The sequence below is a fragment of the Achromobacter sp. Root83 genome (assembly GCF_001428845.1).
Classification (GTDB): Bacteria; Pseudomonadota; Gammaproteobacteria; order Burkholderiales; family Burkholderiaceae_B; genus Achromobacter.
In genome coordinates this window covers 160,998-187,731 of sequence record NZ_LMIU01000026.1, presented here as the reverse complement: position 1 = coordinate 187,731, position 26,734 = coordinate 160,998, and the positions used below count along the sequence as shown (strand labels likewise).

Below are 26,734 nucleotides of genomic sequence, written 5' to 3'. Positions count from 1 at the left end.
CCGATTTCAAAAAACACGTCAAGGGCGGGCTGTATTGTCAGTCGATCATGGCACAACAAGCCTGGGAAGACCTCGGCTCCACCTTACTGAATGACGAAGCGTAGGTAATGCCACAGTGTGCTACTTTCCCTCGTTGCCAGTACTACAAAATTAGTTACATACCAATGATCGACGACATCAAGCGGACGTTATGGTCCGCAGCAGACAAGTTGCGCGCCAATATGGATGCGGCCGAGTACAAGCACTTGGTGCTCGGGCTAATCTTTCTGAAGTACATCTCGGATGCCTTCGCGGCACGGCAGGCTGAACTGCGTGCACGTTTCGCCGACAAGAACGATGATTTCCACTTTCCCGGTGCTAGCGAAGAAGATCTGACCGCCGAGCTGGAAGACCGCGACTACTACACTGCGGCCAATACATTCTGGGTGCCCGAAGCGGCTCGTTGGGAAAGCCTGCGGGCCGCCGCCAAGCAGCCCGACATCGGCAAGCGCATTGATGATGCCCTGACTGCCATCGAGGCCGAGAATCCCAAGCTCAAAGGCATTCTGGACAAACGCTATGGCCGTGCCCAGCTACCCGACGGCAAGCTGGGCGAACTCGTAGACCTGGTGTCGACCATTGGCTTCGGCAGCGACGCCAACGCAGCCCGAGACATCTTGGGCCAGGTGTACGAATACTTCCTGGGCCAGTTCGCCAGCGCGGAAGGCAAGAAAGGCGGTCAGTTCTACACCCCTGCCAGCATCGTGAAGACCTTGGTGGCGGTTCTGGCCCCGCACAAGGGCCAGGTGTATGACCCTTGCTGCGGTTCGGGCGGCATGTTCGTGCAGTCAGAGAAATTCATTGAGGCGCATGGCGGCAAGATTGGTGATGTGTCTATTTATGGGCAAGAGTCCAACCCCACCACTTGGCGCTTGGCGGCCATGAACCTGGCGATTCGGGGCATTGACTTCAATCTGGGCAAGGAGCCGGCTGACACGTTCACGCGCAATCAGCATCCGGACCTGCGCGCCGACTTCGTCTTGGCCAACCCGCCGTTCAACATCAGCGACTGGTGGCATGGCAGCTTGGAGGGAGACGCTCGCTGGGAGTATGGCGACCCTCCCCACGGTAACGCCAACTACGCCTGGCTACAGCACATGCTGTACCACCTGAAGCCCACCGGCCGCGCAGGCATTGTGCTGGCCAACGGGTCGATGAGCTCTAGCCAGAACAATGAGGGAGTCATTCGCGCCGCCATGGTCGATGCTGACGTGGTGGAGGTGATGGTGGCGCTGCCTGGACAGCTATTCTTCAATACACAGATACCGGCCTGCCTGTGGTTCTTGGCCAGGCAGAAAAAACGCAAGGGTGAAGTGCTTTTCATCGACGCGCGCAAGCTGGGGAAAATGATTTCCCGCGTGCAGGCCGAGCTGGATGATGTAGCCATTGCTCGGATCTCAGAAACCGTGGCTGCATGGCGTGGAGAGGTCGAGGATGGCGCCAGCATTATGGAGTATGAAGACGTGGCGGGGTTCTGCCGCAGCGTGCCGCAGACTGAGATCGCTCAGCACGGGCATGTGCTGACACCCGGACGATATGTCGGCGCTGAAGCCGTTGAGGACGATGACGAGGCTTTTGCGGAAAAGATGCAGAAGCTGACCGAGAAGCTAGGCGAGCAATTGGCCAAGGGCGCGGAGCTCGACGCTCTGATTCGGCAGAAGCTGCGAGGATTGGGATATGAGTTCTGAATGGCCGGTAGTGACTGTCGATAGTGTGTGCGACCTAATTGTGGATTGCGTGAACAAAACCGCACCAGTTGCCTCTGAAAAAACTCCCTTCAGAATGATTCGCACGACTAATGTGCGAAATGGCACTATTGACCTTAGTGATTGCAAGTATGTCACCGAAGAGACCTTTGAAAAGTGGACGCGTAGAGCAAAGTTAAATATTGGCGATGTTATTCTGACTAGAGAGGCTCCAATCGGAGAGGTGGGTCTCGTAGTGGAGGCGGCTGGGATTTTTCTTGGCCAAAGATTGATGCAATATAGAGCTAATCCTGTTCTACTCGACTCTAGATTCCTGCTATACGCGTTCTTGTCGCCTGGACTCCAGCATCAGTTCGGCAGCCACGAGGGTTCCGGGTCAGTAGTAAGCCACATTCGAGTTGGCGACTGCTACAAGTTCAAAATCCCCCTACCTTCCCTGCAAAGACAAAAAGAAATATCTTCGATCCTTGGCGCGCTCGACGATCGCATCACCCTCCTTGGCGATACCAACAAAACCATCCATTCCATCGCCCAGGCCATGTTCAAGGCTTGGTTCGTAGACTTTGAACCCGTGCGCGCCAAAATGGAAGACCGTCGGCCTGAAGGGATGGATGAAGAGACAGCGGCGCTGTTTCCTGATTCGTTTGAAGAGTCAGGACTTGGATTAATTCCAACGCATTGGAGTGCACGCTCTTTCCACGAAATGATCCGAGTCATCGGCGGGGGAACGCCGAAGACCTCTAACCCTGACTACTGGGGAGGTCACATACCCTGGTACTCCGTCGTTGACGTGCCGAGCGGTGCTGACACCTTTGTACTAAATACGGAAAAGAAGATTACTCAGGCAGGCTTGGCCGGATCTTCGACAAAACTGCTTCCATTCGGCACAACGATCATTTCCGCTCGGGGAACGGTTGGCAAGTTGGCCCTTACTGGATGTGAAATGGCAATGAATCAGTCTTGCTATGGACTGAGAGGGAACAATAACGATATTTACTTTACCTATTTCTCTACGCAACGCTTGGTGGAGTATCTAAAACAACAAGCCCATGGCTCAGTTTTTGACACTATTACCACAGCAACATTTAAAGGCGTGAGAGTGGTCAGTCCACCGCCGAGCATAATCGCCAGATTTGAAACGAACGTGGAGGTTCTTATGGAACGGGTGCTCGTGAATCTTAAGACCCTGACATCGTTAGCGCAGCTTAGAGACACCCTGCTGCCCCGCCTTATCTCCGGCCAGATCCGCCTCCCCGAAGCCCAAGAACAAGTAGAGAACGCGTTGTCATGACCGAAGACCAACTCGAACAGGAAACCTTGGGCTGGCTCACAGAAGTCGGCTATACGGTTCGCAGCGGTCCAGATATCGCCCATGACGGCCCGGACCCACAGCGCACCAGCTACGCGCAAGTCTTTCTGCCCCAGCGCCTGCGCGCCGCCATCGACCACCTGAATCCCCACATCCCCTCGTCCGCGCGTGATGATGCGTTCAAGCAAGTCGAAAACCTAGACACTCCTGTTCAGCTGGCCGCCAACCGCGTTTTCCACAAACTGCTGACCAACGGCGTGAACGTCCAATACCAAAAGGATGGCGAAACCCGCGGGGATTTCGTGCGCTTGGTGGACTGGAGGAATCCACAAAACAACGAATTCTGGGCGGTCAGCCAGTTCACTATCAAAGGTCCGCACCACACGCGACGACCGGACATCATTCTGTTCATCAACGGCTTGCCGCTGGTGCTGATTGAGCTGAAGAACAGTGTCAATGAGAATGCCGACATCTGGAAGGCTTACGACCAGATTCAGACGTACAAGGCACAGATTCCTGACGTCTTTGAGTACAACGAAATTCTGGTCGTCTCCGACGGTAGCGAAGCCCGATATGGGTCGCTGTCAGCCAATGCCGAGCGCTTCATGCAATGGCGCACGATTGATGGCGTAGAGCTTGACCCCTTGGGGCAGTTCAACGAGCTCGAGACGCTCGTGCGCGGTCTGCTCGCGCCCGCTTACTTGCTCGACTATCTGCGCTACTTCGTGCTGTTTGAAGACGACGGCTCCCTCATCAAGAAGATTGCCGGCTACCACCAGTACCACGCCGTGCGACTGGCCATCCAGCACGTGGTTGAGGCATCACAGCTACAGACCGGCGCCAGCCAACGCGGCAAAGGCGGCGTGGTTTGGCACACGCAGGGAAGCGGCAAAAGCATCACCATGACCTGCTTTGCCGCCCGCGTGATGCAAGAGCCGGCCATGCAAAACCCCACGATTGTGGTCATCACCGATCGCAATGACTTGGACGGGCAATTGTTTGGGGTATTCAGCCTGTCGCAAGACCTCCTGCGCGAACAACCCGTGAAGGCCGATACCCGTCAGGACCTGCGTAGGTTGCTGACCAATCGTCCTTCAGGTGGCATCGTCTTCGCTACCATCCAGAAGTTCATGCCTGGAGAAGATGAGGACACCTTCCCGGTCCTGTCGGACCGCGGAAATATCGTTGTAATTGCGGACGAAGCCCACCGCACGCAGTACGGTTTCGAAGCCAAGCTCAAGACTCGCAAAAGCAAATCCTTCAGCACCAGCGAATACGGGCAGTTGGCTGCGAACGATGATCTGGGTGTTGATGTGACCACCGCGCTGGCGGTCGCAGAACCCACGGTCACCTATCAGGCGGGTTACGCCCAACACCTGCGGGATGCCCTGCCCAACGCCACCTTTGTGGCCTTCACGGGCACACCCGTCAGCAGCACCGATCGCGATACGCGCGCCGTGTTCGGCGATTACATCCATGTCTACGACATGCAGCAGGCCAAAGAGGATGGCGCCACCGTGGCCATCTACTACGAGTCGCGCCTGGCCAAGCTCAAGCTCAAGGAAACCGATCTGGCGTCTCTGGATGAAGAGGTCGACGAACTCGCCGAAGACGAAGAAGAGCAGACTCAGGCTCGCCTGAAATCGAGATGGGCAGCCCTGGAAAAAGTCGTGGGCGCCGAGCCGCGCATTGCCAGTGTGGCAGCCGACCTCGTCGAGCACTTTGAAGAGCGCAACAAAGCGCAGGATGGCAAAGCCATGGTGGTCGCTATGAGCCGCGACATCTGCGTGCACCTCTATAACGAAATCATCAAACTGCGTCCCGACTGGCACGACGAAGACCCCGAAAAAGCCGCTATCAAGGTCATCATGACGGGCAGCGCGAGCGACAAAGCCTTGCTGCGCCCGCACATCTACAGCGGTCAGATCAAGAAGCGGTTAGAGAAGCGCTTTAAAGACCCCAAGGACCCACTGCGGCTGGTCATCGTGCGCGACATGTGGCTGACAGGCTTTGACGCGCCGTGCGTGCACACCATGTACATCGACAAACCCATGAAGGGTCACAACCTCATGCAGGCCATTGCCCGCGTGAACCGTGTCTTCCGGGACAAACAGGGCGGCCTGGTGGTCGACTACATCGGCATTGGCAATGAGCTCAAGGCCGCGATGAAGGAGTACACCGCCAGCAAGGGCCGTGGCAAGCCCACGGTAGATGCTCACGAAGCTTTCGCCGTGTTACTGGAGAAGCTCGACGTCCTGCGCGGCATGATGCACGGCTTCGACTATTCGGGCTTCAAGACCGGCGGTCACAAGATCCTGGCGGGCGCCGCGAACCACATCTTGTCGCTACGCCCGCCCGCGGGCGACAAGGACGCCAAGTTGGACGGCAAGAAGCGATTCGCCGACAACACACTCGCCCTGAGCAAAGCGTTCTCCCTGTGCTGCACCCTGGATGAGGCCAAGGCGCTGCGCGACGAAGTGGCATTCATGCAGGCAGTCAAGGTCATCCTGACCAAGCGTGACATCAGTACGCAGAAGAAAACCGACGAGCAGCGAGAAGCCGCTATCCGTCAGATCATCAATCAGGCCGTGGTCAGTGAAAGCGTGGTCGACATCTTCGACGCCGTGGGTCTGGAGAAGCCCAACATCGGCCTCTTGGATGACGAGTTTCTTGCCCAGGTTCGCAACCTGCCAGAGCGCAACCTGGCCGTCGAGCTGCTGGAGCGCCTGCTGGAAGGAGAAATCAAAAGCAAGTTCGCCAGCAACTTGGTGCAGCAAAACAAGTTCTCCGACATGCTCGGCAATGTCATCAAGCGCTACCAGAATCGCAGCATCGAAACGGCCCAAGTCATGGAAGAACTGGTCGACATGGCCAAGAAATTCCGTGAAGCGACAAAGCGCGGGGAAGAGCTGGGGCTAACTGACGACGAGATCCGCTTCTATGACGCTCTGGCCAACAACGAATCTGCTGTGCGCGAGTTGACCGACGAGACGTTAAAGAAAATCGCGCACGAACTGACAGAGAACCTGCGCAAGAACATCACGGTTGACTGGTCCAAACGCGAAAGCGTGCGGGCTAGTCTGAGGCTCATGGTCAAGCGCATATTGCGCAAGTACAAGTACCCGCCCGACATGGCGGATTCTGCCGTGGAACTGATTCTGATGCAGGCTGAAAGGTTGGGAGAGGAATGGGTTTCTTGAGTTGTCGAGCGGTTCGCACTGGAGGGAGCCGTTCCGCACCGCCAAGGTGGGCAACCGAGAGGCAGTAAGAGGTCGACAGCGGTCGTACGTGAGAGGCCGATGCCGGCCATAACCGGCCTTCCAGGAAATTGGCCGACGCGCCATTCGGCTGGCTGCTTCACTCCGGACCCGGACGGACAAGCTACGTGCACATCGGGCGAGAGCTCAAGCGACGGGCACTCTTCACATAGGGGCGACAAGTAGTCGACGTCTCATCTTGTTCGCCCGACGAGCTGCTATGAAGACTGCGCTTCACCCGTTCGCGCCTTTATCCGACCAAACGTCTCCAATTCAAGGAATTTGGACTCATAGTGATATTCAGGAATCTTTCGCTTGAGCAGTTCGAAAAAGTTCCTATCGTGCGTCGACAATATGATCTGTCGGTCAAATTTTCTAGAAATAGTACGCAACAGGTCTATCGTAGCCAGTACGTTGATTGAATCCATAGAGTGAATTGGATCGTCAATGAAGATGCATCCAACTGGCTCTCCATGCGCCTTTACATGAAGTGCGCGTGCCAGAAAAATGCTTAGACTAAGTATGTTTACCTGAGCTGCACTGAAGTAAAGGTTAGGTGCGATGCAATCGCCGGCCTCGTCCGAAACGAGGACGTGGAGACGCGGTTTTTCCCCTTCTGGGAACTCGCACGTAAAGCGAACCTCTTTGAAGTCCGGGTGTGGATCGATCTTCCTGTAAATCGAATTGATTAAATCAGTAAAAAAGAAGCTACTGATTCTCGAATCCAACCTTTGAATGACGTGCGTGTATTCGCCATTAACTTTAGCGCTGAGGGCCTCATGCCTAGCCTTCTCAGTTAGAAGCTTATCGAGTTGTTTCCGCGCCTCAATCGATTCGACATAGGGAAGCACGAGCTCCAATTGTTCGCCTAGCAGCGCATATTGCCTAGCCAACGCTGTTGTTGTCTCTTTCTGTTGCGCATACATCGCATTTGCGGAATTAATGCCATCCACGATCCTTTCAGGCAGCCACGACAAATCGTACTTTGGCAGATGCGAGCCGATCTTCGATACGAACGTAGAAATTTCCGCCTCCGATTCAAGCCGTGAGCGTTGGTTCGATTGTTCCTCGCGCTCTAAGAAGGCCAGGTCATCTGTGCTCGGGTTAGGCGCTGTGGCCTCCTCCTTCTCCAACTGATCTCGTGCGTCCTTCAACTGCTGCAAAGCAGCTGCTGCTTTAGCCTGGCTGTCTCCCAGCATCTGAGCCACGTGCTGCCTTAGTTGTGCAGGATCGACGGCATTTGACAAACAAACGGCCATCAATTCTTTGTACACCTCGCCACCTTTAGCCTGCTCGGCCTTTGCCCTTGCCTCGCCAATCGCTTGAATCAGCAGTTTCACCGCGTCTCTGCGGAGTTGAGCCTCATCCTCCGAACGAGAGAGGTCCGACTGTTCCGTCGAGCGACGCTCGGAAACGTCACGAATATCTTTTGCTAACTTTTGGCCTAGTTGCTCTGCACTTAGATTCAGCACGAGCTGAGCCGAAGTCTGTGCGCGAGAGGCCGCAGCCTGAATGTCGCGATCGAGCGACTTTATTTCTAATGTGAGCGCTTGCAACTCCCGTTCGCTCTGTGAGACTCCAGCTCGGAAGTCAAGTACTGCCTTATCCTTTCTCTGATTCCACTCCTCGATTAAGGCAGTGACATGCAGACATGATTCGTCGAACGCGGCCTGCGCATCATTCTGCTTGTGGAGCGCGGCTGCTTCCAGTTGATTGAGTAATTGATTGCCCAGAATGTTCTGCAACAGCTCGTCGGGGCTCGCGTGTTCTTTCGTGCATAGCGGGCATTGATTCGAAGGCGTTTTTGCTAGTATCTCGCAGCCGAGTGACACCAAGGTCGCAAATTGGCCTTTTTGCTCATCGAAGGCTGCTAAAGCCTTTCTCGCGGCCACAAGAAGCTCAGCTCGTCGGGCTTTCTCAAGAACAGCTTGCTGAAGAGGAAGTACGGATATGCCCTCTTCCAAAATCATGGTCAATTCAACTGCGTTGATTGATTCTTCGGTAATTTCTAGGCCAATCAGACTTTCGAGATTACTCCTTTCCAAATCACGCTTCGCGGTTAGCACATTAAGACGTTGTTGGCGGTCGTCCCTTTGAGCCTGTCTTTCGGCGATAACAGCGCGCCCTTCGTTGAGATCACGAAATATTTCGGGGGCCTGCTCTCGTAGAGCCACTAGTGCGTTCGCATTAACATCCAAATCTTGCAACGATGTCTTGCATGTTGCGATGCGTTCTTCCCAGCTTTCAAGCTCCGCCTTCTTGACTTGAAGCTGCGCTTCCGACTCTTGCTCTCGTGCAGTGATCTGAGCAATTTGACCAAGCGTCTCTTCGAACAAAGGTACTTTGCTCAACAAGGTCTGATGCCTTATCGTGTCCGCGTGTGCTCGTTCAACGAACTCAGTCGAATGCGCGACTTTCTCTTTGAGCTTGGTGTAGCGATTCAGAGCGTGACGCCGTTTCTCGAGTTCGGACAATGCCTTGATTGCAGTGGCTCTCGTCGCCATGGATTCCGCTATTACAGGCAACTCGACGAGCGCTGCCTGCAAGTCGATCAGAAACCGCTCAAAGTCCGCGCTACTATTGTTCAGTTCGTGCAGCCGCTGCGTAATCAGATTGCGAAGATCGCGCTCGCTGTCCGCGTCAAAGCTCTGTGAGATCGATTCAATGCGCTCACCACGATCGACCAGACTTTGGATAGTCCGATTAACACTTTCGAAGATCCCGGTGTCAGTCTGTTTTGCGAGAACTTCTTCGTATCTTCGCTGCTCCTCGGACATGCCCTTTAACAGGATCGTCAATTCGCGCCTAAGGGCAACGAGATTGGCGCGATAGGTATCATCGCTATCTCCGAAGTTTTGCATAAACCGGTCATAGCGCGCGTCAGGTTTCTCCTCTCGAAGGAATCCGTCGATGGCCTCTTGAGACAGGAAAATTCCAGCGACCTCCTCCATTCCGTGCACCGGTGCTTCGCGTTTGAAGAGATAGTCTCGGCTACCAGCGCGCGCCTTCGGCACATCTTTAATGACATCGCCGAATCCGATTCCCGTTACGGTCACTCGTGAAGGCGCAGAATCTGGGATTACACGATTCCGCAAAATGTGTTGACGACGACTCTCCTGATTCTGAGCTCGAGAGATATTATCGTTTTCAACGCGAGTGTAATCGCGAACGAATCGTTCGATATTGTTCGTAAGCGCCCACTCTACGGCATCGTAAAAAGATGTTTTACCAAAGCCGTTTGGGGCATAGATGGAAATGAATTGTGCAGGGTCGCCCGACGGCGTTGTGAAGTCAAAGGTTCCATCGCTTTTCGTTTCATATGCGCGAAAACCTTCAATGATGACTTTTTTGATCTTCATGAGAAGGATCCTAGACGCTCGAGAAGTTCGTTGATGCGACCGCGCCGAATTTCGGAAGAACGCTCTTTTCCATCGAGAGGAAGTTTCGAGGAAGCCGAGAGGAAGTCTCGAAATTGATTAGAGTTCTCAAGCTGATCACACAGCCCGTCCACTACATCCGAAAGCTTAAGGTCTCGCCCTAGAATGGAATTCTCCAGCGCCTCTCGCACGACAGTGTCGGATTCCGAGGCGAACATCGGTCCTGCTAATACCAGCTTTCTGAGCGCGAACCGATCGTTCTCAATGCGGTACTTGAGGTGCTTGTCCATCGCCGACGGTGTCACCAACGCGAGGTAGATGTTCCAAGACAAAAATTCGTCTGGCAACGAAGATTGGTATTCAACGGCGATTTCGTTATTGATCAATCGCCAATATTTTTCGCAGGTTTCATTGTCTGAAAAGCGAGCTACAAAGCAACTGATTAAATGCCTCTCGTCATCTGACTGAAAGAATGCAAAATCGACAGCCGGCGCGATACTTTTCAGAAAACCGACATCCAGATTATTGGGCAATAGCTGCACGATAGGCCTCCGCTAGCAACTGCAAGACGGTATGTTCATCAAGTCCAAGTTTATTGTCGTAAAGTTCTTCTTGCCGAACAATACAGTCCATGTGGAGGCCATCAAGATGAAAAAGTTTCACTTTGCCGATAGGTTTACGCGGAATTCCGATGTCAAACGCCCCACTCAGGGGAAGACCGATATCTGGCACCACTCTTGATAGGTCTTTGATTGACCTGGTTTTAGCAGGCGACCCTTCGATCCGATTGCTAACGAGCACCAGGCCGTCATCAGCAAGACCACCAAGGTCAGATTGGATGATTCGTTCAACGAACGCTGTCCACTCGCCCTCGGAGCCACTGTATAGAAATCGACGTCGTGAACGTAATTTCTCGATATAGTCCGCATCGACAATTTGTGGCCTGTCGAGCAATACAGACAAGGTCAGGTACTCTAGCCACGAAATCCAAAGCTTCCTGTCAAGCAGGCTACATTCGGGATCCTCTTGAACTAACAGCCTCTTCCCAAAGGTGTTCAAGATTCCATTGGGTGTTGGAGAGTCAGTAGCGAGGTTTGTTCGAATAACGCTAAGAAGGGCCGTTCGCAGACGTTGCAGCGTTGCCGGACATTCGAAGCCAGGTAGCGGAAATACTGCATTCGCAAGCCCAGCAAACGACAGCAAGAACGGCGGCAAGATCGGAGGGAACCCATGATCTCTGATCAAGTTGTCGAACGCAGGTATTCCGATGCAACGCAGCCAGTTGTGCCCCTCTTGAGGCCGACCTTCCATCTCGTACTCGACCGCGACAAGAATCCAGCGATTTGCGACCTTGATATACACGCCACCACCTGAGACCCCTCGCACTTCATCAACTGTCGCAAAGCTCTTAGTCGAGACATCGATCGACATTGCGTCGAAGCTCTCTATCTGCCCAGGAAAAAGCCGGAGCGGCTCGTTCGAATTGCGTCGAATTTCTGGAAATCCGACCAACCACATCGATTGCTCCATCTCGACCGACGTCGATGTCGCCGTAGGGTCAAGTGTCTGACTGACCACCACGATCACTGCAATATCGAGCATTGGGGAAACGATGAGCTGCCTAACTTCAATCTCGGTGCCATCCCGCAATTTCACGACAGTCTCGTTCGGCTCCATGAGCGACGCGACATTAGTCCGCTCTTTGAGCAGATTATGGCGTGCTGTCAGAACGTAAGAGTGTTCAGCGCTGAGCGCCGTCACCAGTACGCCAGACCCATCGTTGACCATTACCGCCCGTTGAAATACCTCTTCTGGTCCAAGTGCGCTCACAGTGTCAAGTCTCCTGTGAGCACTTTCATGTTCCCGGAGGCAGCACGCTCTTCCAAATTTGGAAAGACGTCGTCTCTGACTGCCTCGTAATTGAACAGTATCTCGCTATTCGGTTGCATTTCATTGATTCTGGCGAGCGTGATTTTGCTCGGCAGGGCATGCCGCATGCCATTGGTCGAAACAACGAATTTCTCGCATCGAATTAACGACAGCAGGTCCTCGCTTGTGTTCGCTTTGCTGCCATGGTGCGATAGCTTGCACACAGAGACTTCTAGTGGGTTCTCGGGCGATACGCCTAAGTGCTCTCGAAGCGCCGAGCAGACAGTCGATGGGAGCGCGTCTCCGAGAAGCAAGATTCGATGTCCCTGCGTTTCGATGAGAACTGCTATCGAGCTTGCATTATGTACAGATGTGTCTTCGACAAACTTGTCATTGGCCCGCAATTCAGAAAGCGACAGGTGGTAGTCTTTTGCCACGCCAGAAGTGAGCGAATCAGCTTCCTCCGTCTCCCACTTGGAAAGCAACTTAGTCAGTTGCTGCTCCGTCGGCGAAAGAATAAATATCTTACCGTGCTTGAACGAGATCTCCCGGCCATCTACGAACCTGACTTGCCGACGCGAGGTACAGTGCCCGTCCAAGAGGGCGTCGAACTCTACGCCCTGAGCAATGCTCGTAAGGCGGTCTTCAGGATCGTCTATCCAGATGTCTGATCCCTCAGGTACCGGCGTGTTGAAGGCTCGAGCAATTACTTTTCCGGAGTTGAACCAGACGTCATTCGCAATGACTGAACGGTACTTATCTTGCCGACAAGCCTTCAATAGGCCGCCGATATGATCGTCATCGACATGGGTCACTATCGTGAGGTCAAATCGCTCGCCTCTCTGTCGCAGATCCTCTAACACCTCTTGCAACGGCCCCGCTGTTCTCTTCCCACCTTGGCGACGCTCGTAACACTCTGACGGGCCGCCGTCAATCAAGATTCGGAACGTCTCAGTGCCCACGCATGTCTCAATGACAATCGCATCACCGTGTGCCGCTTTCAGGAAACTTACTTTTAGAGTCATCAACAGCTCAGGTAACGTTATCTTCGTTGACTGTGTCTCAGGATCGCGTATGCCTTTCGATTATATCTTGATCTACCCGACCTACCTGGCGACAAAATAATCTCCGATACCGTCGACAAGAGAGGCCATCGACGTATTGGGGGTGCCTGAAGGCGACCATAGAGTACTTCACCCGCCACGCTGGACCAGTACGCTGATAATCCACGCATCGTTCAGAGCACAAAGGTCAAACATGCCGGCGTATCTTCCGCTACAGCTTATCAAGGTATCCGCACCGTCGGAAACTGGATGGTCGAGATGGTCGCAACGGCGAATTTTCTGATTCAATCAATTGGATCCGACACCATCAACGCTGACAACGATCGCTATGCGCTTCGTTGTCGACTTTGATCGCGAGCACCGTCATTGTCGGCAATGGACGATCACCCGGCGGCCAAATAACTTGAGTAAATGGCGGCGGTGGTTTGGAAGCTGCCGATATTTGATGCTGAGTTCACCGTCGGCTCCGGGTCGAGGTTGTGTGAAAACTCTTTAGCGCCGCTACTGTGACGTAGATAGAGTTTGGTATCTTGATTCGGTGATTCGACATGCCCCGACTCATCGAAAGTCAGGATCGGCAGCAGGTAACGTTGATTCCGGAATGCCTGGATGAACTTTATCGCCGGCGACGGCCCGGTGCGCATAATCGACGCATTTGTTGACGAGCTCAACCTGGAATCGCTGGGACTTGAGAAGGCGGCCCCAGCAGCTACCGGCAGCCCGTCGTATCACCCGGCCGTGCTGCTGAAGATCCACCTCTACGGCTCCTTAAATCGGGTCCAGTCCAGTCGTCGACTCGAACGAGAATGCCAACGCAACGTCGAACTGATGTGGCTCGTCGGCCGTCTGGCGCGAGACTTCAAGACCATCGCGGATTGTCGCCCTGACAGTGGCTCGGGCATTCGCAACGTTTGCCGACGGTTTGTTGCCGTATGCCGAGATCTCAAGCTATTCAGCCAAGCCCTGGTTGCCGTTGATGGAAGCAAGTTCAAGCCAGTCAACACGCGCGACAAGAACTTCACAGCCGCCAAGATAGGCAACCGTCAGCAGCAGATTGAGGAGAGCATCCGATGCTATCTGGCGGCGCTCGACACCGCGAGCCGAATGCAACCTGTCGAGATCGAGACCCGGACCAATCGGCTCAACGACGAGATCGAGCGCCTACGCAAGCAAATGCGCGTGTTGGATGACGTCAAGGAATGGCTCAAAGACAGTCCAGACGATCAACCGTCGGTTACTGACTCAGATGCCCGCTCGATGGCTACCAGTGGGCAGAGGCTCGGGGATGGTTCAGATGGTTGTCGAAACGAAGCACCATCGCCGAAGGCCGCTTCGACCGTCCGGACTTCGCATACATCGCGAAGGACGATGAATACCAGTGCCCGTTGGGCCAGCGCGCCATCCACCGGTTTACGCGAGAGGAGATTGGTCCTGAACTGCGGCTCTACTGGACTAGTGCCCGCCCACAATGCGCTATGAACGAACGATGCACACCTAGCGTATCGGCGCATCAGTCTATGAGAGCATGATGCCGTGCTTGAGGCGGTGCAGCGCCGTCTAGACTGAACGCCAGAAGCGATGAAGGTGCGGCGCCGCAGGGTGGAACAGGTGTTCCGCATGTTCAAGCGTTGGATGGACTATACGCACTTCCTAACGCGTCGCCTGGGAAATGTGAACACGGAAATGAGCTTGAATGTACTGGTTTATAACCTCAAGCGGTTGACGCACGTCCTGGGCTACCAGCAGACGACAAAAGCGGTGCTAGCGATGGGCGACTGAGCCGTTCATAACCAATAACGCACCTCAGGCCACATCCGGGCCGCCCAAACGGCCTTGAGTGAGTCCCACTTCAAAGAATCGAAGTAAAGACCGCCCGAGTTGATGCGGTCCAGGCGATTGCGCCGTGGCTGTCAGGGCGAAAAGCGTTTCCACACAGGCTCGGTCGTCAGCAGTTACTGCGCCCATATGCTTGAGTCGGTCCCTCGTAAGTCACTCTAACCCCCATCCCAGTGATGGAGGGACAGCCATTCGTAACGAGCAGTCCTGTTGAACTGCTCGGCAAAGGCGTTCTGCTGCGGCTTCCCAAGCTGGATGTAATCGAGCTTGCCCCCCAAGCAGCAGCCCACTGCCAGATTGCCGAGCTTAAATGCTCGGGACCGTTATCGCATCGAATAGCTGAGGGCTTGCCTCGCCCGCCGATGATTTGCAAGAACGTGCGAATCACGCGCTCGGAGGGCAGCGAAAAGTCGACCTCAATGTCGGTCGAAGTGGGTTGGTATCGCCCTCCAGGAGGTCATGTTCGCAGAGAGAGTAGCGAATTCCACTTCTTGCACTGCTATCTGCCGTGTCTCGCGCTATACACACGGCGAGGCATTGCTGCCCGCCCTTCCTCGGACTGGAACCAACCTGCTCTGCAACCGCCCACCAATTTCAAGGGTGGGAAACAGTGAACAGGAAAAACTCCAAATTATCAGATGGTTACAGAACCGTCCGGTACTTCGTCCCGTCGCCTTTACTTGACTCGCAGGCGGCCAAACCAACGGAGGCGCGGGCTCGGAGACGAGCCGTGGCTCAACTTACTTACCAAACCCTCCTCGACAATCAGCAACGCCAAGTGATCGGCGAGAGCCTCAACGAACAGACGGCATCGAACCGCGCGACGGCGTTGCGCGGCTTCCTCAAGGCGAACGGCATCCACATTGACGACGTGGTCGGTGACGAGATGCGAGCCGGTCACAGCGCCGCTCTCGAACGATTCCTTCTGGGCTTGCAAGAGCTGGGGCAGTCTGCCCGAGCCGTGTCTAACACCAAGTCGGCATTCCGCCACTGGAAGGACGCGGTGATCGCCCATGACACCATTCAAGCGGCGCATGAAGGCAAGGCCACGCCCTTTCAGTCGACGCTGGCCACACTGCTGGAAAACCGAGCCGCAGCCACTGTCGCCAAGCGAGTCGGCATCCCTCGGGACATGATGTACGGCTGGATCAAGGGAAAGATTCCCCGCGGGAACAACGTGAATCACCTTTTGCGGCTGGAAGCGTTCTTCGGCCTTGAGAGGCACAGCTTGGTGCAGCTGTCAGGCATGCGGCTGATCGGCCAGCGCCAGGCGCGCGTAGGGAAGGCGCCAGCCCCAATCGTCTACCGCACGATCCTGGGGGACCTGACGCGCCAGATCTACGGTGAGAAGCCGGCGCCTGGATCTCTCCTGCGTCGCCAATGGACCGAATTCATGCGCTACAAGACGGCGGCAGCATTGCCTGCCGGGCTTCAGCGCACGAAGCGGGGAAGGTGGCGGTTCTCGCCGTGCCCGCTGACGGCAACGACGGATGCGAACTGGTGGGCGTTCCTGGATGGACGCGAGGTGGCATCAGCCCGCTACGGATGGGGAAACACTGCGATGTACCTGGGGTGGCTCAAGATGAGCATCGAAGCAGGTGGCGCGGGCCTGAATCCGTCGGAGACGCAATCCATGGCATGGCTTGCTGTGCCTGACTACATCGAGCCCTATCTGGACTGGCGCAAGGCACGCTCAGGACGACGTAATCAAGGGGCTAACCAGGCGCTAGCCTTCCTGACGGCCTTGGTCCGTCCGCGATTCGGCTTTCTGCGGCAGCATCCGGAATGGCAAGCCACGCTGCCTAAGCGGTATCGAAAGGAGAAGTGGGAGGCCATGTGTGATCGTCAGTTCGATCTGCTCGAACAGCTTGCCTCGTCGTACTACAACGAAATCGAGGTCTCACGCGACTCGTTCGAGCCGCTCCGCCACCTCATCGATCAGAAGAATCCCATGGATTCAATAGCAGACATGATCCAACGAATGCGTGCAGCTCGGCCTGTCGGTGCGGCACCTAGCAAAGAGGCCATCTGGGCTCGCGATTTGGTGCTGATCAAGATCCTTGCATCCAACCCGCTACGTCGCCGAAACCTCGCTCATCTCACTTGGCGAGCAGACAACACAGGTGAGCTTTACCAGAAGAGCGACAAATCCTGGTGGATCAGAATCCCGAAGCACAAGTTCAAGAACTGGTACGGCGCGGCTCAGGATGTGCCTTACGACAGCCCTGTGCACGCGTCAGCCTGGATCGACATCGAGAAGTACCTGTTCACTCTCCGCCCTATCCTGATGGTGGCACCGACTGACCTGGTGTTTCTGACGCGCAAATCGAAAAAGCCTGGCGCCAAGCACACGCCCTGGGTCGACATGGGCGCAACAGTCAAGACATTGACCGCCAACTATCTGCCTAGTTGCCACGGCTTCGGCGCCCATGCGTTTCGTCATCTTGCTGCGACATCCATCTTGAAAGCCGACGGCGGCGATTTCAAAACAGCCGCACTTGTACTCAACGATCGCGTTGGCACCGTCGAGAAGCACTATGCCTTCTTGCGCAGCGGCGAAGGGTCTACGCGAATGGCGGAGCTGCTCGACAGCGCCTTCAGTCGGATGTGAGGGCAGATAGCTGCGGCTTAGCCCACGGCCTCCACCGATGGCCGTGCAAAGGCCCCCACCTCTACCGAGTGTGGGGGCCGAGCTCGTCACCAATCAGTCATGGATCAAGATGTGCCGCGCCAACCACCAAGCAGTCGTCGGCCTGAGAATATCTTCGACCTGAGCACGCTGATGCAGCAAAACGATGAGCGACTTCACCGGAACAGACAACTGATCCAGGTCGGCCAACTCAATTCCTGCCTCGGCCGCCGACGGACTGACGCAAACTACGCCAAGTCCGGACTCCAACTGCTGCTCCAGCGTAGGTGTCCCCTCGATGAAATCAGCCAGCTCAAGCCGTCCGGCAAGCATAAAGCCAGCGATAGCCGGCATACCGAGATACGCCGCGAACCGCCGCAAATGTTGATCGCTCACTGCATCCATCGCCTTATCGCCGTTCAACAACTGAGACAGGTAGCTCTGACTGACCCCGACGTGAGCGGCCAGCTGCGAAACAGTATGCGAACGTTCACGCATGGCAACTCGCAAAGCGTGCCGGAGCCGAAGGCCCTTATTTCCTTTCTCCATAATTCTTGCCTAATAGAACGGGCACATGCCCACAGGCGTATAGCTAGATGTGGCGCACGATGAGGCATTACTGTCAGCGCAATCCCATTGCCCCCAGCAATAAAGGCCCCATGCCAAGTAGAGACCAGTAGGCTGGAGCCTATTTTCCCGGACCCCAGATGATCTACTTTCACCCCAACGCTCTTGACACCTCTGACCTAGGTGATCCGGCAAAACGGCTCCTTCACACAATGATGGCCATCGGAATCGTGTTAGGCGAGAGTGACCATCATCGCGTGGAGGCTGAGGAACTTCTTCGACGAGCAGATCTGCCACGAGAAAGTCGATTGCTAATGCGGGACCTGCTCGTCGAATGCACGAAGGCCTTGGGTTTGCTTGAGCCGGAAGACGACAGCGACGACGACGCGTTAGAGGCAAGCTGCCCTGTCTTCCAATATGTCGCCCAAGACCATGATGAAGTGATCTACCGACTGTGGCGGCCCATCTATGGACTGTCGGCATCAGAACTACGACGCCTGCTTCCTCTACATCCGCACAAGTTTGTTCCGCTTCTTTCGACGCGTGAAGCAAACGAAAGTGCGTCCTTCAACACTCGAGCCGAATCCGCCCAAGGCTGGCCAGGACGCAAGGAGATGATCGAGACCTCAAACTCAAGCCGCATTTCCCTGGCAAACGCAGGTGGCGATAACTCTGACCAACCTATCGACCTGAACGAGGCAGTTCGAACACTCTGGCGACTCGCTCACGAGGACGGGGACTTAGGCGCGGAATACTGGAACTCAGTCATTAACCTCCTCAGATCAGCAAACTCAATGCGCTCGGAACTGCTGGAGCTTCGGCGACGTGAGAATGCATCTAAGGCATGACCGATGAGCAGATCTCAGCGAAGCTGAGCACCAAAGGCAGGGTGACGATCCCCGGCGCCATCCGCGAGAAGCTGTCTCTCAGGCCAGGCAACAGGCTCCAATTCGAACTACGTGCAGATGGCACGTTGGAAGCTCGTCTTGCCACAGGTGAAAGCGCGGTGCCGGCTGGCAGCGGGGATGGCGGCCAAGAATGATCTCCAAAGTCGTCCCGGCGCGGCCCGCCTCCGCTTCAAGCACTGGAGCATGTCATCAGCATTGCCACCCTTCCCTTTTTGACACAGGCTTCACCTATGCCTCGCCCCAATATCCTTGCTCTCGACTTAGAAGGCACGTTAATTTCTAACGCCGCCAGCCAAATCCCTCGACCTGGGCTTAACGAGTTCCTGATTCATTGCCGTGAGATTTTCCCGAGGATCGTGATGTACACGACGGTAAGCGAATCGAGGTTTCGCCCAATCGCAGAACTTCTCGTTGATGAAGGCCTGGCACCCGACTGGTTTGCACAAATTGAATACGTGCGGTGGAAAGGGACTACCAAGGACTTGGCATGGATCCCTAGCTCAACAGTTCAGCAATGCCTTCTTGTCGATGACTTCGAAGGATATGTCCATCCCGGGCAGCATTCTCAGTGGGTGAGGATCGGTTGTTTCGAACATCCCTATGAACCCGCTGACCAGGGGCTCGCGCGTGCACTACTGGAACTTCGCAGCGTAATCTCCTCAATGCCTCCTGATGAGCTCTAGCTTATGGGTCAATCGGTGACCAAGGCCGCCCATTGGAACGACCTGTTAGCCCTTACAGCCGTCATTTTTCAGTGATGAATTCGAGCTTCACCATTTCAGCGCGTCCGCTTCCGCCTCCAAATCGGCCTGATCTGCGTATCTTTGCCAGTTCTCTGCAATCCGCCTCAGCATGGCCGCAGTACGAGGAAACCCCGGCATAACCTCTGCCCACCCAAACGCTTCAGCGGCAAGTTCTCGTTCCTGTTTTCCGCCTTCCCCGATCGCCTTGGAGTAGACGCCGCGCAAGTTGATACGCGCGACGGATAGCCCGCGCTCAAGACTTTCGGACGCCATCTTTTCAATCGCATTCCTAACCGCTTCGTGCGGCCATGCACCGTCCATGGGATCCGCAGGCGCTCGAGCAAACATGTGCCCAATACGCTGTTCCGCCATCGTCAGACGGTCTGCTACCGTGGCGAGCTCCCGTACCTCCAGGCACCAGGCGAGCAACTTCTCCGTGCCTATCAGGTCGTCAACCTGCCCGGGAAGTGTGTGGATGCCTTCGAGAAGCCGATATGCGGCGGATGCCAGCCGCTTAGCCCTTTCATTAAGAGGATCGGCTTCACCATGCTCAGGCTTGAACACCGCAGTCACCACCTCGACGAAGAAGCCAGCCTGCTCTGTCATCAGGCGGTATAGCGCAAGTGGCTTTTGCCGCGTACGAAAGACGGGCAAGTACGCCAATTCGAGTCGCGCAATGCTATCTAAGGGCTCGTCGGCCCTCAGCCTCAACTCGTCAAACGCTTGTTCAACGAGGTAGGTTGTCATGCTGCCACCGGAACCCGCCATAGCATTAATTTCGGGTATAGCCTTGCTAAGCAGCTCCATTAAAAAGACAGTCGGCAAGTCCTTCAGCCGTCGGCTTGACCCATTTAAAGCAGCCAGGAAGCGGTCCCGACGTGTGTAGTTGCCAATCGCTTCAAACAGTTCGTCTGCGCTACCGTCAATGAGAAAGGCGGGCTTGCTACGCCAATACGCATCCTCGACTTCTTCCCCGAGGGTCGCGACGAAGGACCACGTCTGTTTTTTATCTGGAAGTGCCACAAGAAGTCGGGCTGTTCGATCTTTCTCAAGACCGCAAGCCTGCAGCTCCGAACGCACGCTGGCTTTACCATCTTCACCAAAGCGATAGACAACATCCGCTACTACAGCTGAAGCGAACGAGTTGAGCTCCTCCCCATTATGCAGCGCTTGGCGCAACACACCTACCAGTTCTTCCTTGTCCAGATTTAGAGTCTTGAGAGAGCTGGCCACTTGGTCCGAGAGCTTCGCCTTTCCTGCAAGATCTATAAGTCCTCCCATACCCTTCGCGTTGTAGACCTCAGCGATGCCCTTGGCACGTGCCTCTTCGACGGCCGCCATCGGATCATCCGAATCCGCCTTTCCTGGCACGTCAGGGATCCAGTCGTCGAACAGCCAGCACACGAGAGACACCGGATCCTTCGGCGCATGCCGCATGACAAGCTCCTCGAGAAGCGCCAGGCCTTTTTCGCGCAGCGCCCAATCGGTGTCTGCGTAGGTTTTGTGCCGGCTTACGACCTTCCGAAGGTGCTCCCAAATCGCGAGGCTATCCTTGTGAGAGGTCACCATTTCCATGCGAAGCGCTTCAACACTCTCAAGAAATGCCAGTTCCGGGAAATGGTGAAGCTCATCAATGAGCGTAGCCCACCTGTCTGGGTCATGACCGACATGGTCGAGTGCGAGCCTGACAACCTCCGTCTGGCTCCTCCACACCAGCCCGAATGTCAAAACCTCTTGTCTCCCATCGCCGAATTCACGGAACCGTGGCTTCTGGGTTGCGTCCGACGAATCGTGGGCCCTGGGTAGAAGTTTGGTGAGTAGCTCCCACGCTATATCGGGAACGGTCTGAACAACACTCTTCAACACCCCAATCCGCTCGGCAGTATTTGCGGTAGTGTTTGGCGACCACGGCAAGAGTATTTCCCGCAGGCTGTTTATGGGGCGATTGCTATCCTTTCCTCCCGTATCAATAGCAGCCAGCCGAGCTAGGCACATTGCCGCCCGCAGAAGAAGTCCTGGGTCCCACGCCACGACTTCAAGAGCCCAGAGCACACCATGATGATAAGCGCGCGAAGTAATGAATCCTTCGAACTCTTCAAAGATGGGTTTAATGCTCGAGGCGTCGCCCTCGAGCAGATGCTCGAGGGCTTCAAGGAAAGGGATCGGAGCGGCCTCTGCGAGAAGCGCCAGTTGATCTTGCAGCGCGACCAATAAGCGATGATTCTGCGATAGGCCAGGAAGTCCGCGCACGATACCATTAACAAATTCGGCAGGAGTACTACCAGGGACTATGAAATCAGCTTGCTCATGCAGCACCGCCATATGCAGCAACGTAGTCATCAAGCCATCTCTCAGCCAATCGCTGTGCCTCTCTTCTCGGTCCGACGATGGTCTAAATATCTCATCAGCTTTTGGTGGGTTACCTATGCGGGAAAAAACTGCTTTCGCCACTGCCGCGAAGCGCTCTAGATGCCGGGGCCCCAGAAGTGGCGCTAGGTGAATAAATGCATCGACAGATGCACGCATTGCCCACACATCTCCGACGCGGTCCACCGGCGGGTCTTGTAGCCTTGATAGTCGGCGCAGTGGACTTTCAATCGTTTCGTAATCGACGTTATCTGCCAAGGCACTCAGCACGTCGGTGTCGGGCTTGGTCGACGATTGCCACGCACCGGCAAGAAGAGCTGGTAATAGCTGCTCTCCGCGCTCCAGCCACGCGGGCCTTGTCGCGTTCCCACTCGGAATAAGCCTAGCCAGGACGGCAAGGCTACGTCCACAACGCCTCGCCAAGTCATAGCACTCGTGCTCCGGGTAGCCCATCTCCACAAACGCCTTGGCAAGCTGTGAACTAAGAGGGCGATTGAGCAAGACATGATTAGGACGCCTTTCATCGGCTCCAGCACTCACAACTGTAGGTCCACGCTGTGACAACAAACCAACGAAATCTCGGCCCTGACCTTTCAAAAGGAAAACCAAACCGCTTTTATTCGAAAGCTGGCGTGCAGCGTGCTCGGTGTCCACCACGATTGTCTTGGATTCGAGAAATACCCTCACGGCAGGTTCAGCATTCCGAATAGCCGCGATAGCAAACACGACGACCTCATCAGGCGCATCAGCCGCGTAAAGTAGTCTGCTCGGGCCAGCGACCAATTGTTGGACTAGGTCCTTCGCCTGATCTTCACGGCCCGCCAGCAAGACCTGCTCAACCAACTGAGGTGCGAATCTGGTGGAGAATTCGTTCCAAAACTCATCTGTGCTTCGCACCCCAATTTGAGGCATCTTGTTAAGATGGGCTGTGGCATATCGCGCCGCAACGGCCGGACAATCGTCTAGCCATTCCTCAAGCATCACCCCGTCGATGTAGCAGACGTCCTTCCACTCAGCGAGCGCTTTTTTTTCGGCGATCCAGTCCTCCCGCTTCACGCCTTTGCTGCTATCCCAGGTTCTAGGCGACACGAACACAAAAGTGGTGTGCTTACGCATGTCTAGGTCGACCTGCCCTGTGCGCTTCTTGTAGTCGTCGTTCGCCTTCGCTGCCCCACCTTCGGTGACGCCGAACTCCCACACAGATTCGCCGTCGGGGATGAAAGTGTAGTTGCTGTCCGCGTCCAGCACCCCATCGAAGCCACGGACCTGCCCCTTATCACCCCGTGGAAATCGGAAACTGGATATGTCGGTCACCGAGGCGCGAATCAGATCGGCGATTAGGCCTGGGAATTCCACCCGTGCCGGTATGGTGTCTGCCCACTGGTCCAGATCAAGCGCAGTAATCCACTTCATCGAGGTAGCCTCCAATAGCTATCGTGCATATCCGCTGCCGACGAGCAACCTCATAGGGCACACTCAAAGTCACCGGACCATGATTAGCCCCCGGCAGCAATGCGATCTAAAGATATGAGAAATTTTGTAACAAGATAGCATAACTGGTCGCCCCACAGCGACCGCATTGAAGTCACTGAATAGGTTCGTTGAAAACGCCGAATGGCCGGCCTGAATTGTGGCTTGGCGACATTCAACTATTCAGCGCAACTGCCAAACACTTATCGAGGTCGCGCGTGTAGCGGGAATCGCAATGACCGATACAGTCCCATAAAACTAGGGCTCTACACCTGAGTGCAAAGGATCGCACTCACCGCGTATTAGTCGCTCGCAAACAAACTTCGAGTGGCCACAATAGGCTGGAAGCGGACGACGTAAATAGTTCTGACTAATCTGCTCCGGCGAGGAGCTGAACGACGAGGGAAGAGCTGTTACCTGTTATGGTTCGTGCATCACTCAAGCGCTTGCCGAAATCCGATCAAACCAAGGCATTGAAACTTGGCTGTCTGCCTACTGACGTCGGAGGAAGCACGCGATGCAGCGCTTTCAGTAGCGAGGCCCCATAAGCCGAAGCGGGCCTGAACTTTCACCACCCAAAAGAAAGGCCCACGCTATGCATGGGCCCTGTTAGCTCATCGGAACGGCGCCCGCAAAATGCAATTTGCAAATTGCGCCTCACTTTGAGGCACCCCGCTCAACTGGACAGCGATGCTGAGTGACTCCAGTTCTGCTCCCAAGCCTCGCCCGTAATGTCACCCCGGCCGGACTTATCGTCGAATTCAGCGATAGGCCAGTTTATCAAACACGCGCTGAGCCGCATAGTCAGCGACGCCCAATCTCAATAGTCTGCGCTACCACCTCACCCATCTGGTCAGCCAGTTTTTTCACACGGCTAACCAGAAGTTCGAGCATCCCATCTCGAAACCTAGCAAGGTACCTTTCACCACAGGACAGCGCCTGCATGACGCAAATCGTCCATCCAGGGGAGATGGATCTTTTAGTTAAAGAACTCTTTTAGTTAGGAGTAACGAGGACGGTGGCTGACTCTCGAAAACAGGCATGAATCACAAGGAGATTTTCCGAGTAGATCGAACAGCCCCGCTCGCCGGACGCAATCTGGCCCCCCAGCTTAGGCATTCTGCCCCCCCTCCGCCCCTTATCTCTGCTCGTAGGCATGCTGACCCGCGTCTGAGCCAATCCGATCCCCCCGGGCGGCATCTCTATTGCTACTCCCAGTCAAAAAAAACCCGGATTTCCGTAGATCAGGCAAGCGGCATGGCCCCCTTGCGAAGCTATACATACTCAATAAAACTCTTAGTGCGCGAGTCATGAGTAATCGACCCAATCAACCCCGGACGCAGGATATTTGGTTAACTCCAAACGTGAGACCAGGAAATGTTCGGGCGGCGATCCCAAACGTTCTGGCTCGTTCAGCGATATTTGCAGGCCAGCCTGCGAATTTGAAGAATCGGCGAGCGTTCACTGAGAACTCACTCCTGCAATCGGTCCGCGGCTACCAAATCTTTCAGCAAGACGGCATGCAGTTAACCCAAGCTGAAGCGACCCTGTGGATGGAGCTGCTCAGAATTGCCTTCCTGGCCACCCACCAACCAAATGCACCTCGCATTCCCATTGACGTTTCTGCCAACGGCCTGCTGAAGCGGCTGGATAAGACCTGCGACAGAAAGAACCGTCAGGCCCTGCGGACGAGTTTGCAAGGCCTGGCCGCTGCGCGTGTGAGCGTCGTGCACGACAGCGGATTCAAATGGGAGAGCAACCTGATCAACCTTGATGAAGCCGTCAATGGGTCATCAACACGCATCGTTTTGAGCGTTGATACCAACCTGCTCTCTGCGTACACAGCAGGTTATACGCTCGTCAATTTGGATCAACGACGCAAGCTGAGAGATTCAGCGCTGGGGCTTTGGCTACACACCTTCTACTCGACACATAGAAATCCGCTACCGCTCGCCTCAGCCACACTGCAACGGCTTTCGGGGTGCGAAAACATGAGAGCTGCTGCCTGGGCGCAAAAGCTGAAACTCGCGTTGGAAGCTTTGACAGATGCCACTGGTTGGAAGTGCAGGTTTGATCTATCTAAGGGCACGATGATCCACGTTCAAAGGCCGGCCTTCGTTTCGAAACGAGACCGGCAAAGCCCTCTCGACGAAGAAATCTGATTCGTTAGCGCGTCGGCTGTGTTGCCCCGACCCGCGGGCCGATAACGCTGTCAACTAATCGAAGGAGAGCTCGCTACTTGCGCGGTAGACAGCTTTCAATTCCGAGATCAAAGCCCAAGCTGGTCTAGCTTGGGCTTTGATCATCGCCAAAAAGTCGATCAGGCGGCTTGCGCTGTCCGCGTTGAGACCGTGCCACGTCGAGCAAACTCGACCCGGATTACGTTGTCGCATGTCGCGACGGCACCATGGTCGAGCAGTGCGGACGAACCGTCGTAGGAGTCGGAGGAAGGAGCAGCGACGACGATATGTTTGCCCGACGAGGCCTCTGGCTCGGTACTCCCTCCACTGCGCGCAGCCTCCACAGCCCTCACCCTTGCGGCCAATTCGCTAGGCGAAGGGTTGTAATAGCGCATGGCCATCTGCAAGGTCTTCCAGCCCATGATCTTGGCCAGCTCCTGCGGCATCATGTGCGGAGCCAAGCGAGTCGCCGCTTCGTGACGAAGATCGTGAAAGTGCAAATCAAGCAAACCAGCAGCAACGCAGGCTGCCTTGAAATCGCAATCCAGCTTGCCGGTCTCGTGATAGCCCTTGATGACCTTCTCGGTCGAACGAGGAAGGCACTGAAGGACGCGTACAGCCTCGAGGTTCAAGCCCACTGATCGCTTGCTGCCATTGCGGGCCTTTGTCAGGTTCATGACGCCGCCTTTCAGATCAACCTGTGACCACTCGAGAGTCAGGAGCTCACCGGCACGCAAACCCGTGGCCAGCGAGAGTCGAATGCATGCTTCCAGCCAGACGGGTTGCCGAACGCGCTCGTCGCTTACCCCCGAAAGGAGCCGGGCCTCTTCATCCCCACGAAGCCGACGCTCACGGCCCTCGGGCGCCGACGGCCGCCTCACGTCCGTCAAGGGATTGTCGAGTGGCCAGTTCCACTCCTTCTTGCCAATCGTGTACAGGTGCGAGAGCAGCGCCAGCTCCAGCCGCACGGTGTTAGCGCTACCTACTTGTGCGGTCCGCTCATTGCGGTACTTGGCAAAGTCAGAGGACTGAAGGGTGCTCAGCTCACGCCTGGCCAGTGGATGCTTCTTCAGCAGTCGAATTCGATTGCGCTCGTTACGCTGCCCGCCTACGGCCTTGGTCGGGACGACTTCGTCCATGTAGCGGTCCAAGGCATCGCCGAGGGTTAGTTTCGCGACTGGGCGCAGGTCTCTGAACTTCCCCTCGTCCATTTGCCCTTCGTGCTTTCGCACCCACCGTTCGGCGTCGTCTTTGGTCAAGAACGTCTGGGTTTGCCGCGGGAAGCCTTTACGACGAATGTCTGCTTGGTACTGGTACTCACCGCGCTTCTGAATGTTAGCCATGATGCCTATCTCACAATTTTTGGATTGAGGTATAGGCGCCAACGCGAGTGGGCTCTCGCTTCGCTGGGCT

At 55.4% G+C, this 26,734-nt stretch carries 15 protein-coding genes and 2 pseudogenes; 9 read left to right on the top strand and 8 right to left on the bottom strand.

Annotation, left to right across the window (positions count from 1 at the left end; translation table 11 throughout):
- Window positions 1–164 precede the first annotated feature (164 nt).
- Genes ASE30_RS26220 through ASE30_RS26215 form a run of 3 tightly spaced genes read left to right on the top strand, consistent with a single transcriptional unit; the run spans window position 165 to window position 6,254 of the window.
- The gene (locus ASE30_RS26220) at window positions 165–1,727 is read left to right on the top strand and encodes a class I SAM-dependent DNA methyltransferase (RefSeq protein WP_057287203.1); all 1,563 of its coding nucleotides are present in this window, start codon (window positions 165–167) and stop codon (window positions 1,725–1,727) included.
- Entirely contained in the window at window positions 1,717–3,036 is a 1,320-nt protein-coding gene (locus ASE30_RS28750) for a restriction endonuclease subunit S (protein WP_082601748.1), read from the top strand. Before ASE30_RS26220 ends, ASE30_RS28750 begins: the two co-directional genes overlap by 11 nt.
- The gene (locus ASE30_RS26215) at window positions 3,033–6,254 is read left to right on the top strand and encodes a type I restriction endonuclease subunit R (RefSeq protein ID WP_057287202.1); all 3,222 of its coding nucleotides are present in this window, start codon (window positions 3,033–3,035) and stop codon (window positions 6,252–6,254) included. The genes ASE30_RS28750 and ASE30_RS26215 overlap by 4 nt, the downstream gene beginning before the upstream one ends.
- 275 nt (window positions 6,255–6,529) lie before the next feature.
- Here ASE30_RS26215 and ASE30_RS26210 read toward each other — a convergent pair whose 3' ends face one another.
- From ASE30_RS26210 to ASE30_RS26195, 4 genes are read right to left on the bottom strand one after another with little or no spacing between them, the layout of a single operon-like run.
- Window positions 6,530–9,670 carry an AAA family ATPase gene (locus ASE30_RS26210; protein WP_156407782.1) on the bottom strand — a complete coding sequence of 1,047 codons (3,141 nt, stop codon included), beginning with the start codon at window positions 9,668–9,670 and terminating at the stop codon, window positions 6,530–6,532.
- Window positions 9,667–10,230, bottom strand: a complete 564-nt coding sequence (locus ASE30_RS26205) for an ABC-three component system middle component 1 (RefSeq protein ID WP_156407781.1) — start codon at window positions 10,228–10,230, stop codon at window positions 9,667–9,669. Before ASE30_RS26205 ends, ASE30_RS26210 begins: the two co-directional genes overlap by 4 nt.
- Window positions 10,211–11,518 carry an ABC-three component system protein gene (locus tag ASE30_RS26200; protein WP_156407780.1) on the bottom strand — a complete coding sequence of 436 codons (1,308 nt, stop codon included), beginning with the start codon at window positions 11,516–11,518 and terminating at the stop codon, window positions 10,211–10,213. The genes ASE30_RS26205 and ASE30_RS26200 overlap by 20 nt, the downstream gene beginning before the upstream one ends.
- Window positions 11,515–12,582 (bottom strand): ComEC/Rec2 family competence protein, encoded by a 1,068-nt coding sequence (locus ASE30_RS26195; protein WP_057287198.1) that lies wholly within the window; start codon window positions 12,580–12,582, stop codon window positions 11,515–11,517. The genes ASE30_RS26200 and ASE30_RS26195 overlap by 4 nt, the downstream gene beginning before the upstream one ends.
- A 587-nt stretch (window positions 12,583–13,169) precedes the next feature.
- Here ASE30_RS26195 and ASE30_RS26190 point away from each other — a divergent pair.
- Window positions 13,170–14,400, top strand: a pseudogene (locus tag ASE30_RS26190) (transposase).
- A 239-nt stretch (window positions 14,401–14,639) separates the two neighbouring features.
- Here ASE30_RS26190 and ASE30_RS29700 read toward each other — a convergent pair.
- Window positions 14,640–14,878 (bottom strand): annotated as a pseudogene (locus ASE30_RS29700) (integrase core domain-containing protein); the annotation flags it as partial.
- 309 nt (window positions 14,879–15,187) lie between these two features.
- Between ASE30_RS29700 and ASE30_RS29695 the strand changes: the two are divergent.
- On the top strand, window positions 15,188–17,068 hold the full coding sequence (locus ASE30_RS29695; protein ID WP_235515357.1) for a hypothetical protein: 1,881 nt from the start codon (window positions 15,188–15,190) through the stop codon (window positions 17,066–17,068).
- A gap of 93 nt (window positions 17,069–17,161) precedes the next feature.
- Here ASE30_RS29695 and ASE30_RS26180 read toward each other — a convergent pair whose 3' ends face one another.
- Entirely contained in the window at window positions 17,162–17,635 is a 474-nt protein-coding gene (locus ASE30_RS26180; RefSeq protein ID WP_057287197.1) for a helix-turn-helix domain-containing protein, read from the bottom strand.
- A gap of 158 nt (window positions 17,636–17,793) precedes the next feature.
- Here ASE30_RS26180 and ASE30_RS29690 point away from each other — a divergent pair, with 158 nt between their 5' ends.
- The 3 genes from ASE30_RS29690 to ASE30_RS30005 all read left to right on the top strand — a co-directional run bounded on the left by ASE30_RS29690 (window position 17,794) and on the right by ASE30_RS30005 (window position 19,244).
- Window positions 17,794–18,501, top strand: coding sequence for a hypothetical protein (locus tag ASE30_RS29690; RefSeq protein WP_235515356.1), 708 nt, complete (start codon window positions 17,794–17,796; stop codon window positions 18,499–18,501).
- A complete protein-coding gene (locus ASE30_RS26175) occupies window positions 18,498–18,695 on the top strand; it encodes an AbrB/MazE/SpoVT family DNA-binding domain-containing protein (RefSeq protein WP_057287196.1) in 198 nt (65 codons plus the stop codon). Before ASE30_RS29690 ends, ASE30_RS26175 begins: the two co-directional genes overlap by 4 nt.
- A 96-nt stretch (window positions 18,696–18,791) precedes the next feature.
- A complete protein-coding gene (locus tag ASE30_RS30005) occupies window positions 18,792–19,244 on the top strand; it encodes an NIF family HAD-type phosphatase (RefSeq protein WP_082601746.1) in 453 nt (150 codons plus the stop codon).
- Between the two features lie 87 nt (window positions 19,245–19,331).
- On the opposite strand, the gene ASE30_RS29315 is transcribed toward ASE30_RS30005, so the two are convergent.
- Entirely contained in the window at window positions 19,332–23,084 is a 3,753-nt protein-coding gene (locus ASE30_RS29315) for a hypothetical protein (RefSeq protein WP_200964485.1), read from the bottom strand.
- A gap of 1,367 nt (window positions 23,085–24,451) precedes the next feature.
- Between ASE30_RS29315 and trfA the strand changes: the two genes are divergently transcribed.
- Window positions 24,452–25,303, top strand: a complete 852-nt coding sequence (gene trfA / locus ASE30_RS26165) for a plasmid replication initiator TrfA (protein WP_156407779.1) — start codon at window positions 24,452–24,454, stop codon at window positions 25,301–25,303.
- 158 nt (window positions 25,304–25,461) lie between these two features.
- On the opposite strand, the gene ASE30_RS26160 is transcribed toward trfA, so the two are convergent.
- Window positions 25,462–26,664 (bottom strand): site-specific integrase, encoded by a 1,203-nt coding sequence (locus tag ASE30_RS26160; RefSeq protein ID WP_057287194.1) that lies wholly within the window; start codon window positions 26,662–26,664, stop codon window positions 25,462–25,464.
- Window positions 26,665–26,734 lie beyond the last annotated feature (70 nt).